This window comes from Streptomyces sp. NPDC034086 (genome assembly GCF_055575515.1).
Genome location: NZ_JBVISM010000003.1, coordinates 403,129 through 415,231 on the forward strand (window position 1 = coordinate 403,129; position 12,103 = coordinate 415,231).

9 protein-coding genes and 1 tRNA gene are annotated in these 12,103 nt (G+C 70.8%); all 10 read right to left on the reverse strand.

Going from position 1 to position 12,103, the window contains the following annotated elements; translation table 11 throughout:
• Positions 1–11: 11 nt before the first annotated feature.
• The 10 genes from ACZ514_RS11820 to dnaN all read right to left on the reverse strand — a co-directional run bounded on the left by ACZ514_RS11820 (position 12) and on the right by dnaN (position 11,757).
• Positions 12–1,391, reverse strand: coding sequence for a hypothetical protein (locus ACZ514_RS11820; RefSeq protein ID WP_468164013.1), 1,380 nt, complete (start codon positions 1,389–1,391; stop codon positions 12–14).
• 145 nt (positions 1,392–1,536) lie between these two features.
• A complete protein-coding gene (locus ACZ514_RS11825) occupies positions 1,537–1,671 on the reverse strand; it encodes a DLW-39 family protein (protein ID WP_208809277.1) in 135 nt (44 codons plus the stop codon).
• Positions 1,672–1,815: 144 nt separating this feature from the next.
• Positions 1,816–1,889, reverse strand: a tRNA-Ile gene (locus ACZ514_RS11830).
• 95 nt (positions 1,890–1,984) lie between these two features.
• Positions 1,985–2,656 (reverse strand): DUF3566 domain-containing protein, encoded by a 672-nt coding sequence (locus ACZ514_RS11835; RefSeq protein WP_469124630.1) that lies wholly within the window; start codon positions 2,654–2,656, stop codon positions 1,985–1,987.
• 3 nt (positions 2,657–2,659) lie between these two features.
• A complete protein-coding gene (gyrA, locus tag ACZ514_RS11840; RefSeq protein ID WP_468164017.1) occupies positions 2,660–5,296 on the reverse strand; it encodes a DNA gyrase subunit A in 2,637 nt (878 codons plus the stop codon).
• Between the two features lie 40 nt (positions 5,297–5,336).
• Positions 5,337–7,358 carry a DNA topoisomerase (ATP-hydrolyzing) subunit B gene (gene gyrB / locus ACZ514_RS11845; RefSeq protein WP_467885914.1) on the reverse strand — a complete coding sequence of 674 codons (2,022 nt, stop codon included), beginning with the start codon at positions 7,356–7,358 and terminating at the stop codon, positions 5,337–5,339.
• Positions 7,359–7,842: 484 nt separating this feature from the next.
• Positions 7,843–8,370 (reverse strand): DciA family protein, encoded by a 528-nt coding sequence (locus tag ACZ514_RS11850; RefSeq protein ID WP_468164019.1) that lies wholly within the window; start codon positions 8,368–8,370, stop codon positions 7,843–7,845.
• The gene (gene recF, locus ACZ514_RS11855; RefSeq protein ID WP_468164021.1) at positions 8,367–9,503 is read right to left on the reverse strand and encodes a DNA replication/repair protein RecF; all 1,137 of its coding nucleotides are present in this window, start codon (positions 9,501–9,503) and stop codon (positions 8,367–8,369) included. The genes ACZ514_RS11850 and recF overlap by 4 nt, the downstream gene beginning before the upstream one ends.
• Positions 9,504–9,558: 55 nt before the next feature.
• A complete protein-coding gene (gene gnd, locus ACZ514_RS11860) occupies positions 9,559–10,434 on the reverse strand; it encodes a phosphogluconate dehydrogenase (NAD(+)-dependent, decarboxylating) (RefSeq protein WP_468164023.1) in 876 nt (291 codons plus the stop codon).
• A 192-nt stretch (positions 10,435–10,626) separates the two neighbouring features.
• Positions 10,627–11,757, reverse strand: coding sequence for a DNA polymerase III subunit beta (dnaN, locus tag ACZ514_RS11865; RefSeq protein ID WP_388932817.1), 1,131 nt, complete (start codon positions 11,755–11,757; stop codon positions 10,627–10,629).
• Positions 11,758–12,103: the final 346 nt, after the last annotated feature.

Consider the following 12,103-nt stretch of genomic DNA (forward strand, 5'->3'; position numbering starts at 1 on the left):
TCTCTTTCGGCCTAGGTCCCCCGGGCCGTCCCGCGCCGGGCCAGGAGGGTCCAGACCGCGAGCACGAGCAGCAACACCGTCCCCGTCCCGAACCCCGCGCCGGCCACGACCCGCATCGCCGAGGCCGTGTCCCGCGCGGCCGCCGCCTCCGGGGCGGTGAGCCCCTCCTTCGCGGCGGCCCGTTCGGCCCGGCCGACCCCGAACCCGGCGGCCGCCAGGCTCTCCCCGTACGCCGGCGCCGCGGCCGGACCGCCGGTGACGGCCAGCCGCAGCGTGAGCGGCACCGGGGTCGCGTCCTCGGTGAACTCCCCGACCTTCCCGCCCAGGGTCACGGCGACGTAGTACCACCCGGCGAGCCCCACGGGCCGTACCGCGGCCACGTCGGAGAAGCGGTTCCCGTACGCCACCGGCGCGGTCTTCGGCAGCGTCACGGCCGCCTGCCTGCCGTCGTACGAGGTGTCCCCGGACTCCACGAGCGCCCGGTACGGGCTGTACAGCGAGACGGTGAGGCCGTTGGAGGCGGAGCCGTAGTCCTTGGTCATCCGCGCCTTGGCGATCTCGGCGCCGACCCCCAGCTGCTGCCCCCAGTCCAGCGGCACCCGGTAGAAGCGGGTCTGCCCGGGGCGCAGGTCGTCGCGCCACACCCCGGAGTCCAGGGCGCGGGCGTCGTTGAAGCCGGTGCCCCCGGTACGGGGCACCGGGTCCGCGCCCGGCAGGGCCGGGGAGGCCGAGGGCCGGACGCTGGGCGCGGCGGTGGGGGCGGTGCCCGCGGCCGGGGCCGGCTCGCGCATGACGAGGAGTTCCACCGGCCATGCCGCCGGGTCGGAGTCCTTGCCCGCGCTCCGGGTGACCTTCGCGTAGTAGGTGCCCGCGCCCTGGCACTCGGCGTCCTCCGCCAGCCGCCGCTGGCCGACGGCGCCGAGCGGGACGGCGTCGTAGCCGAAGGAGGCCCGGCCGGGGCCCGGCGGGCAGGCCCGGCCGGCGCTGGTCATGATCTCGACCTCGAGGTCGTCGCCGTAGCCGGCCTTCGCGCCGACGGGCGGGTGCAGCACGGCGGAGACGTAGACGGTGGAGGCGTCGTCCAGGCCGAGCCGGTAGAAGCGCTCGCCCGGGGCGAGGGTGTCCGCGTAGAACGTGCCGGCGTCCAGGAGCGGGGCGTCCGCCGTCGAGGGCGTGCCCCGGACCGGCGCGGCGCCCGGGGCGGGCCGGTACTCCGGCAACGCCCGCCCGGCCCCGAAAGCCCCGCCGGAAGGCCCGCCTGACGGTCCGGCAGCCGGCCCGGCGGCCGGCACCGCGTACGCCGTCCCCGGCAGCCACACCAGCCAGGCCGCCAGTCCCAGGGCCGCCGCCCCGGCCAGCGGCGCCCGCGGCGTCCGCCGCACCCGAACCATCCCACCCACCCCCGAATTCGCTCCAGCACGTCACATCTTCGCGAAACCGAACGTCACCGGGGAGCGGGCCCGCGGGACGCCCCCGGAACGGCACGAAGCCCCGGCAGCAGCGGCGGCCGGGGCTTCGCGGAATCAATCGTGGGGCTCACACACCGGAACCGGAGGGCACGGAGTCAGTTGCCTCCGTCCACAGGTCCTGCTCGGCGCGGTCCGCCTGGATCTGGCGGTACACGAGGAGCCCGCCGATGGCGGCCAGTGCGACCAGGAGCAGCTTCTTCACGGCGCGACCTCGTCTTTCGTAGACGTTGGGGACTTCTGGCGGCCAACAATACACACCGACCGATACCGATCGGTTACCTGGGACTCCCCCGCACGGCCCAACGACGAAGACCCCCAGGCCTTGGCCTGGGGGTCTTCGACTCTGTGGGGCTAACAGGATTTGAACCTGTGGCCTCATCCTTATCAGGGATGCGCTCTAACCAACTGAGCTATAGCCCCATCCGCGCTGCGCGCTGACTCCTGAAGATTAGCGCACAGACGCGGTCGAGCCAAAATCCGCTGCCGGCGGCCTCCGCCGCAGGTCAGTCAGCGGGTCATTCGTCCTCGGCCAGCGTGAGCTCCACGCCGCCCACGAAGCCCGCCGACAGGTTGTAGATGAAGGAACCCAGCGTCGCGAGCGCCGTCATCAGCACCACGTCGATCACCGCGATCACCGACGTGAAGATCAGCACGCGCGGCAGCGACAGGAACGACTGGAGGTCGAACCCGTTGCCCTCGTTCGAGCCGGTCGCCTCGCTGATGGTGCCGCCGACGGTCGAGAAGATGCCCATGGCGTCCATGACCATCCACAGCACCGCCGCCGCGACGACGGTGCACAGGCCCAGGGCGATGGAGAGCAGGAAGCTGACCTTCATCACCGACCACGGGTCGGCCTTCGCCACCCGCAGCCGCGCCTTGCGGGTCCTGGGGGCCGTACGGACCGCCTGGGAGGCCCCGCGCTGCGCCCCGGGGCCCGAGGGCGCCGCGTAGGCCTGCGGGGCCTTCTGGGGCTGCTGCCTCTTCACCTGGTCCTTGGCCTTGTCCTGCTTGTCCTGCGCCTTGTCCTGCGCCTTTTCCTGCGCCTTTTCCTGCGTCTTGCCCTGCGCCTTCGGCTTGGGTTCCGGTTCTCGGGTGTCCGTCACGGTTCCCCCCTGGGAGTCCGCGGCGGGGCCACGGGCACCGTTCGCTCCAGTCTTGGCCGGTCCGGCGCCCGTGGCTCCACTCACGACTTACTCCTCGTGCTCCCCGGCCGAGGGCTCCGTGCCCTCGGCCACCCCGGCGGCCGGTGCGTCGGCCGCCGCGGCGTCGATCTCCGACTCGGTCTCCGACTCGATCTCGTCGACCTCGTCAGCTTCCTGACCGGCCTCGGCGTTGCGGGCGATGCCCACCACGGCATCGCGCTTGCCCAGATTGATCAGCTGGACGCCCATGGTGTCACGGCCGGTCTCCCTGACTTCGTTGACGCGCGTACGGATCACACCACCGCCGAGCGTGATGGCGAGGATCTCATCCGTCTCGTCGACCACCAGCGCGCCGACCAGCGAGCCGCGGTCCTCGACGATCTTCGCCGCCTTGATGCCCAGACCGCCACGGCCCTGGACGCGGTACTCGTCCACCGCCGTCCGCTTCGCGTAACCGCCGTCGGTGGCGGTGAAGACGAACGTACCCGGCCGGACAACGCTCATGGAGAGCAGTTCGTCACCCTCGCGGAAGCTCATGCCCTTCACGCCCGAGGTGGCACGGCCCATCGGACGCAGCGCCTCGTCGGTCGCCGTGAAGCGGATCGACTGCGCCTTCTTGCTGATGAGCAGCAGGTCGTCCTCGGCGGACACCAGCTCCGCGCCGATCAGCTCGTCGGCGGTGCCGTCGGTGCCGTCGGCACCGGTCTCCCGGAGGTTGATGGCGATGACGCCGCCCGAGCGGGGGGAGTCGTAGTCCTTGAGCGCCGTCTTCTTCACCAGGCCGCCCTTGGTGGCCAGGATCAGGTAGGGCGCCGCCTCGTAGTCGCGGATCGCGAGCACCTGGGCGATCTTCTCGTCCGGCTGGAAGGCCATCAGGTTCGCCACGTGCTGCCCGCGCGCGTCACGGCCGGCGTCCGGGAGTTCGTACGCCTTGGACCGGTAGACGCGGCCCTTGTTCGTGAAGAACAGCAGCCAGTGGTGCGTGGTGGAGACGAAGAAGTGGTCGACCAGGTCGTCCTGCTTCAGCTTCGTGCCGCGCACGCCCTTGCCGCCGCGCTTCTGCGAGCGGTAGTCCTCGGTCTTCGTGCGCTTGACGTAGCCGCCGTGCGTGATGGTGACGACGATGTCCTCTTCGGCGATCAGGTCCTCGATGGACATGTCCCCGTCGAAGGGCACCAGCTTGGAACGCCGGTCGTCGCCGTACTTCTCGACGATCGCCGCGAGTTCCTCGCTCACGATCGAGCGCTGCTTCTCCGGCGAGGCCAGGATCGCGTTGTACTCGTTGATCTTGGCCTGGAGCTCGTCGTGCTCGGCGACGATCTTCTGCCGCTCCAGGGCCGCCAGGCGCCGCAGCTGCATCTCGAGGATCGCGTTGGCCTGGATCTCGTCGATCTCCAGCAGGCCCATCAGGCCCTCGCGCGCGATCTCGACGGTGTTGCTGCGCCGGATGAGGGCGATGACCTCGTCGATCGCGTCCAGCGCCTTGAGCAGGCCGCGCAGGATGTGCGCCCGCTCCTCCGCCTTGCGCAGACGGAAGCGCGTGCGCCGGACGATGACCTCGATCTGGTGCTGCACCCAGTGGCGGATGAACGCGTCGATCGACAGGGTGCGCGGCACCCCGTCCACCAGCGCCAGCATGTTCGCGCCGAAGTTCGTCTGGAGGTCGGTGTGCTTGTACAGGTTGTTCAGCACGACCTTGGCGACGGCGTCGCGCTTGAGCACGATCACCAGGCGCTGGCCCGTCCGGGACGAGGTCTCGTCGCGGACGTCGGCGATGCCGCCGATCTTGCCGTCCTTCACCAGGTCGGCGATCTTCTGCGCGAGGTTGTCGGGGTTGGTCTGGTACGGCAGCTCCGTGACCACCAGGCACTGGCGGTTCTGGATCTCCTCGACCTCGACCACCGCGCGCATCGTGATGGAGCCGCGCCCGGTCCGGTACGCCTCCTCGATGCCCTTGCGGCCCACGACCAGCGCGCCGGTCGGGAAGTCCGGGCCCTTGATCCGCTCGAGCAGCGCGTCCAGCAGCTCCTCGTGCGAGGCCTCGGGGTGCTCCAGCGCCCACTGGGCGCCGGCCGCGACCTCGCGCAGGTTGTGCGGCGGGATGTTGGTGGCCATGCCGACCGCGATACCGGCCGAGCCGTTGATCAGCAGGTTCGGGAAGCGCGCCGGCAGGACCGTCGGCTCCTGGTTGCGGCCGTCGTAGTTGTCCGTGAAGTCGACGGTCTCCTCGTCGATGTCCCGGAGCATCTCCATGGCCAGCGGCATCAGCTTGCACTCGGTGTAGCGCATCGCGGCCGCCGGGTCGTTGCCCGGAGAGCCGAAGTTGCCGTTGCTGTCCACCAGCGGCATGCGCATCGACCACGGCTGGGCCAGGCGGACCAGGGCGTCGTAGATCGAGGAGTCACCGTGCGGGTGGTACGTACCCATGACGTCACCGACGACGCGGGCGCACTTGTAGAAGCCCTTCTCGGGCCGGTAGCCGCCGTCATACATCGCGTACAGCACACGGCGGTGCACCGGCTTGAGGCCGTCCCGCACGTCGGGCAGCGCACGCGAGACGATGACGGACATCGCGTAGTCGAGGTAGGAGCGCTGCATCTCCGTCTCGAGCCCGACGGGCTCGATGCGCAGCACGGGCTGCTCCTCCGCGGGATTCTCTGCGGTGGGGGTGGTTTCGTCGGCCATTGCTGGTCAGAAGTCCTTTCAGGCGGTCAGCTGAGCCGACTCAGATGTCGAGGAAGCGAACGTCCTTGGCGTTGCGCTGGATGAAGGAGCGCCGGGCCTCGACGTCCTCACCCATCAGCACCGAGAACAGGTCGTCGGCCTGCGCCGCGTCGTCCAGCGTGACCTGGCCGAGCACGCGGTGGTCCACGTCCATGGTGGTGACGCGCAGTTCCTCGGCGTTCATCTCGCCCAGACCCTTGAAGCGCTGGATCGAGTCCTCCCGGATCCGCTTGCCGTTCTGCTTGCCGAGCTCGACCAGGGCGTCGCGCTCACGGTCCGAGTACGCGTACTCGAAGTCGTCGCGGCCCCACTTGATCTTGTACAGCGGCGGGCGGGACAGGTACACGTGGCCCGCCTCGACCAGCGGCCGCATGAAACGGAACAGGAAGGTCAGCAGCAGGGTGTTGATGTGCTGGCCGTCGACGTCGGCGTCCGCCATCAGGATGATCTTGTGATAGCGGAGCTTCTCGATGTCGAAGTCCTCGTGCACACCCGTGCCGAAGGCACTGATCAGCGCCTGGACCTCGGTGTTCTGGAGGATCTTGTCGATCCGGGCCTTCTCGACGTTCAGGATCTTGCCGCGGATGGGCAGGATGGCCTGGTACATCGGGTTGCGGCCGGACTTCGCGGAGCCGCCGGCGGAGTCACCCTCGACGATGAAGATCTCGCACTTGGTCGGGTCGTTCGACTGGCAGTCGGACAGCTTGCCCGGCAGCGAGGCGCTCTCCAGCAGCCCCTTGCGGCGGGTCAGGTCACGGGCCTTGCGGGCCGCGACGCGCGCCGTGGCCGCCTGGATCGACTTGCGGACGATGTCCGCGGCCTCGACCGGGTTGCGGTCGAACCAGTCGTTCAGGTGCTCGTGGACGACCTTCTGCACGAAGGTCTTGGCCTCCGTGTTGCCCAGCTTGGTCTTCGTCTGGCCCTCGAACTGGGGCTCGCCCAGCTTGACCGAGATGATCGCCGTCAGACCCTCGCGGATGTCCTCGCCGGCGAGGTTGTCGTCCTTCTCGCGCAGCAGCTTCTTGTCGCGCGCGTACCGGTTGACCAGGCCCGTCAGCGCCGCACGGAAGCCCTCCTCGTGCGTACCGCCCTCGTGCGTGTGGATCGTGTTCGCGAAGGAGTACACGCCCTCCGTGTACTGCGAGTTCCACTGCATCGCGATCTCGACCGAGAGCATCCGCTCCTTGTCCTCGGCCTCGATGTCGATGACGGTCGGGTGGATCAGCTCGCCCTTGCGCGAGTTGAGGTACTTCACGAAGTCGACGATGCCGCCCTCGTAGTGGTACTTCACCGTGCGCGCCTGGGGCTCGGCCGCGTCCGCGTCCGGGTCGTCGGCGCCCGCCGTGGCCTTCGCCGACTCGCGCTCGTCGGTCAGCGTCAGGGTCAGGCCCTTGTTGAGGAAGGCCATCTCCTGGAAGCGCCGCGACAGCGTCTCGAAGGAGTACTCGGTGGTCTCGAAGATGTCGCCGTCGGCCCAGAACGTCACCGACGTGCCGTGCTCGTCGGTCTCCTCGTTCCTGGCCAGCGGAGCCGTCGGCACGCCCAGCTTGTAGTCCTGGGTCCAGCGGTAGCCGTCCGTCTTGACCTCGACCGCGACCTTGGTCGACAGGGCGTTCACGACGGAGACGCCGACGCCGTGCAGACCGCCGGAGACGGCGTAGCCGCCGCCGCCGAACTTGCCGCCCGCGTGCAGGACCGTCAGGACGACCTCGACGGCCGGCTTCCCCTCGGACGGCACGATGCCGACCGGGATGCCGCGGCCGTTGTCGATCACGCGCACCCCGCCGTCGGCGAGGATCGTCACGTCGATGGTGTCCGCGTGGCCCGCCAGCGCCTCGTCGACCGAGTTGTCGACGACCTCGTAGACGAGGTGGTGCAGACCGCGCTCACCGGTCGAGCCGATGTACATACCCGGCCGCTTGCGGACCGCGTCCAGGCCCTCGAGGACCTGGATCGCACTGGCGTCGTAATTCTTCTCGTTGGAGTCGCCGGAATCGGCCACGAAGCGCCCTTTCTGGCACAGCGCAGCCCGTACTCCGGACCAGCTGGTGCACCGGCGGAGCGGCCGCGTCGATCTGCGTTGTATGTGTGATCCCGCGAACGGGCGGGATTCCCTCCAGTCTACCGGTACCACTGACATGAATGGGGGTTTGCCGGTACCTGAGTACGCATGTGCCGCCCTGAACCTCCACCTTCCGACTCCCCATATCCGGGCAGGGGCTCAAAGAGGCTCACGCGGGCATCCAGCGCTTCGGGCTGTCAACCTTCCACTACCGTGGGGGACACCACCCGCGCCGCCCGCGCCGACAGGCTCCGCCGGCGCCGCCGCACCGGGCTCCGCGAGGCCGCCGGAGGAAGGCCTCGGGAAGGCCGAGGGGGCCGTCGGGGGGCCGCTCCGGGGCCGCGCGCAGCCCCCGGCCGGCCGTCGTGCGGGCGTACGCGGGCCCGTGGGCGGCGGCCGGAACCGCCTCGGCCGGGTACCGGCCGGAGGCAGGACGCGGGCCCGCTCAGCCGTAGGTGTCGCCCGGCCCGCTGCTGCCCGGGGCGCGCCACGGCCCGTACCGCTTGGGACGGCCGCCGGGGCCCTGCACCTTGATCAGCCGGACCGTGCCCTGGCCGAGGTCCGCGTTCAGCCGCGCCACCAGCTGCGGGGCCAGCAGCTTCAGCTGCGCGGCCCAGGCCGAGGAATCGCACCGCACGAGGAGTTCACGCTCCTCGTAGCGCTCCGGTTCACAGTGCGCGGCGATCTCCGGGCCGACGATCTCCGCCCAGCGCTCCATCACCCCGGCCACGGCGATCGGCATCTCCCAGCCCCGCTCCGTGCGCAGCCGGTCCAGCGCCGCCATCAGCGGCATGGGGTCCCGGCCGTCGGCCCGGGCGCCCGAGCGCAGCCCCGGCTGCTGCCGGCGTCCCCGCCCGCTCACCGCGTTGCCCCGCGCGCGGGCCTGCTCGCGCGCGGCCGCGAGGGCCTGGCGGGCCAGGTCCACCCCGGATGGCTCCGGGGTCTTGCGTTCGTGCCGCTCCGCCTCGTTCACAGCCGGGTCACCTCACCGCCGGACACCCCGAAGCGCATTCCCGTCAGCACGCCCGGAACGTCATCGTCCACCGCCGCCGTCACCAGCACCTGCTCGCCTCCCGCGACCAGCTCCGCGAGCCTCTCCCGGCGGCGCGCGTCCAGCTCCGCGAAGACGTCGTCCAGGACCAGCACCGGCTCGGCCCCCTCCGAACGCAGCAGCTCGTACGAGGCCAGGCGCAGGGCCAGGGCGTACGACCAGGACTCGCCGTGGCTGGCGTACCCCTTCGCGGGCAGCTCGCCCAGGCGCAGCAGGAGGTCGTCGCGGTGCGGGCCGGCCAGGGTCACCCCGCGCTCGATCTCCTGCTTGCGGACCTCGGACAGGGTGCCGAGCAGCACCTCGTAGAGCTCCTCGCGCGTCCGCGCCGCGCCGGTGTCGACCGGCTCGCCGGCCGAGGACTTGTACGCGAGCCCGAGCGGGCCGCCGCCGGGCGCGAGCTGCTCGTACGCCTTGTCGGCGAGCGGCAGCAGGGTGGCGATCAGGTCGAGGCGCTGGGCGAGCAGCTCGGCGCCCGCGCGCGCGAGGTGCTGGTCCCAGACGTCGAGGGTGGAGAGGTCCATGGAGCGGCCGCCGTGCCGGCGGGCCATCGCGGCGGACTTCAGGAGGGTGTTGCGCTGCTTGAGCACCCGCTCGTAGTCGGAGCGGACCGCCGCCATCCGGGGCGAGCGGGCCGTCACGAGCTCGTCGAGGAAGCGGCGCCGCTCCCCGGGATCGCCCTTGACGAGCGCGAGGTCCTCGGGGGCGAACAGCACGGTGCGCACGATGCCCAGCACGTCGCGGGGCCTGACCTGCGAGGACCGGTTGACGCGGGCGCGGTTGGCGCGGCCCGGGTTCAGTTCCAGCTCGACCAGCTGCTGGCGTTCCCCCTGCGTGACGGCGGCCCGGATGATCGCCCGGTCGGCGCCCATCCGCACGAGCGGGGCGTCCGAGGAGACGCGGTGGCTGCCGAGGGTGGCGAGGTAGCCGATGGCCTCGACCAGGTTCGTCTTGCCCTGGCCGTTGGGGCCCACGAAAGCCGTGACGCCCGGGGCGAGGGGTACCTCGGCCCGGGCGTACGAGCGGAAGTCGGCCAATGAGAGATGCGAAACATGCATACGGCGCCGACCTCCCCCGGCTTCCTGCTGCTGTGCTCTGTGGTGCTGGGTGGTGCTACTTCTTCTCGACCGCGTGGCCGCCGAACTGGTTGCGCAGTGCGGCGATCATCTTCATCTGCGGCGAGTCGTCCTGACGGGACGCGAACCGGGCGAACAGCGAGGCGGTGATCGCCGGCAGCGGGACCGCGTTGTCGATGGCCGCCTCGACGGTCCAGCGGCCCTCGCCCGAGTCCTGGGCGAAGCCCTTCAGGCCCTCCAGGTGCTCGTCCTCGTCCAGCGCGTTGACGGCGAGGTCCAGCAGCCAGGAACGGATGACCGTGCCCTCCTGCCAGGACCGGAACACCTCGCGGACGTCGGTGACCGAGTCGACCTTCTCCAGGAGCTCCCAGCCCTCGGCGTAGGCCTGCATCATGGCGTACTCGATGCCGTTGTGGACCATCTTCGCGAAGTGGCCCGCGCCGACCTTGCCGGCGTGCACGGCGCCGAAGTCACCCTCCGGCTTGAGCGCGTCGAAGATCGGCTGGACCGCCGCGACGTGCTTCTCGTCGCCGCCGTACATCAGCGCGTAGCCGTTCTCCAGGCCCCACACGCCACCGGAGACGCCGCAGTCGACGAAGCCGATGCCCTTGGCCTTCAGCTCCTCGGCGTGCTTCTCGTCGTCGGTCCAGCGCGAGTTGCCGCCGTCGACGACGATGTCGCCGGGGGAGAGCAGCTCGGCCAGCTCGTCGACGGTGGACTGCGTGGCCGCTCCTGCCGGGACCATCACCCACACGACGCGGGGGGCCTGCAGGCCGTCCACAAGCTCCCGCAGGCTGTGGACATCGGCGAGATCCGGGTTGCGGTCGTATCCGATGACGGTGTGGCCTGCGCGGCGGATGCGCTCGCGCATGTTGCCGCCCATCTTGCCGAGACCGACGAGACCGAGCTCCATCAGGTGGGTTCCTTAAGCGTTGGGGCCGTCTGTACAGGGGCTTCCCGGCACCGGTGGTCTCCGGTGGCCATTCCGGGCCGCCCGCCGGATCCGAGCCTACGCCGGGCCGTGGCGCCGGGCCGCTCCGGACGGCGCGGGGCCCGGCACTCGCGGCTGCGAGACCGGGCCCGGTGCCGGCGTACGGCGGAGCGGTCAGCCGGAGAGGCGGACCGGCATGATCAGGTACTTGTAGGCCTCGTCGGCCTCCGCGTCCACCGCGGGCCGGCCGCTGAGCAGGGCGGGCTTGGTCGACGTGGTGAAGCTGAGCTGCGCGGCGGGCGAGTCGATCGCGCTCAGGCCGTCCAGCAGGAAGGTCGGGTTGAAGGCGATCGAGATGTCGTCGCCCTCGAGGTTCGCGTCGACGCGCTCCACAGCCTGTGCATCGTCGCTGGAACCGGCCTCCAGGATCAGCACGCCCTGCTCGAAGCTGAGGCGGACCGGGGTGTTGCGCTCGGCGACCAGGGCCACGCGCTTGACGGCCTCGACGAACGGCGCGGTCTCGATCACGGCGACGGAGTTGAACTCCGTCGGGAAGAGGGTGCGGTACTTCGGCAGGTCGCCCTCGAGCAGCCGGGTGGTGGTGCGGCGGCCCGCGCCCTCGAAGCCGATGAGGCCCTCGCCCTGGCCGGAGCCGGAGAGCGCCAGGGTGACGGTGTCACCGCTGGTCAGGGACTTGGCGGTGTCCAGGAGGGTCTTGGCGGGCACCAGGGCCACGGCCGAGGCGTCCGGGTTCTCCGGCTTCCACAGGAACTCGCGGACCGCGAAGCGGTAGCGGTCGGTGGAGGCCAGGGTGACGCGGTCGCCCTCGATCTCGATGCGGACACCGGTGAGCACGGGCAGCGTGTCGTCACGGCCGGCGGCGATGGCCACCTGGGCGGCGGCGGAGGCGAAGACCTCGCCGGGCACGGTGCCGGTCGCGGTCGGCATCTGGGGCAGCGCCGGGTACTCCTCCACAGGCAGGGTGTGGAGTGTGAACCGGGAGGAGCCGCAGACCACGGTCGCCCGTACACCGTCTGTGGAAATCTCCACCGGGCGGTTGGGGAGGGCGCGGCAGATGTCGGCGAGCAGCCGGCCGGAGACGAGGACGGTGCCGTCCTCCTCCACGTCCGCCTCGACGGAGACGCGGGCCGAGACCTCGTAGTCGAAGCCGGAGAGGGACAGGGTGCCGTCCTCGGCCTTCAGCAGCAGGCCCGCGAGTACGGGCACCGGCGGCCGGGCCGGGAGGCTGCGTGCAGCCCAGGCCACCGCCTCCGCGAGTACGTCGCGCTCCACCCGGATCTTCACCGGAACCGCCTCCTGCTGTTGCTCGCTCGTCTGCCGGCCTTCGTCGTCGGCCCGTCGATGCCTCGACCGATGCCGGGGACCAGTCTGACGTACGGCGCCGACAGTCGTCGCGGCCGGCGGTCAAGTCGGGAGCGAGGAGGCGGGGCGGCCGGGAGACGAGTTGTGCACAGGCCCTGCTTGAAAACCGAAACCGGCCTAACTCTCCATGGGGGTAGTAGTAGGGCCTGTGGAAACGGTGGATAAGCCCGTTCTCGCAGGTCAACCCGCGTTTTTTATCCCCACACCCTGTGGGTGGCACCGGTGGACAACCCGGTGTCTCTGTGGAGAACGAAAAGTTCTGCACAGG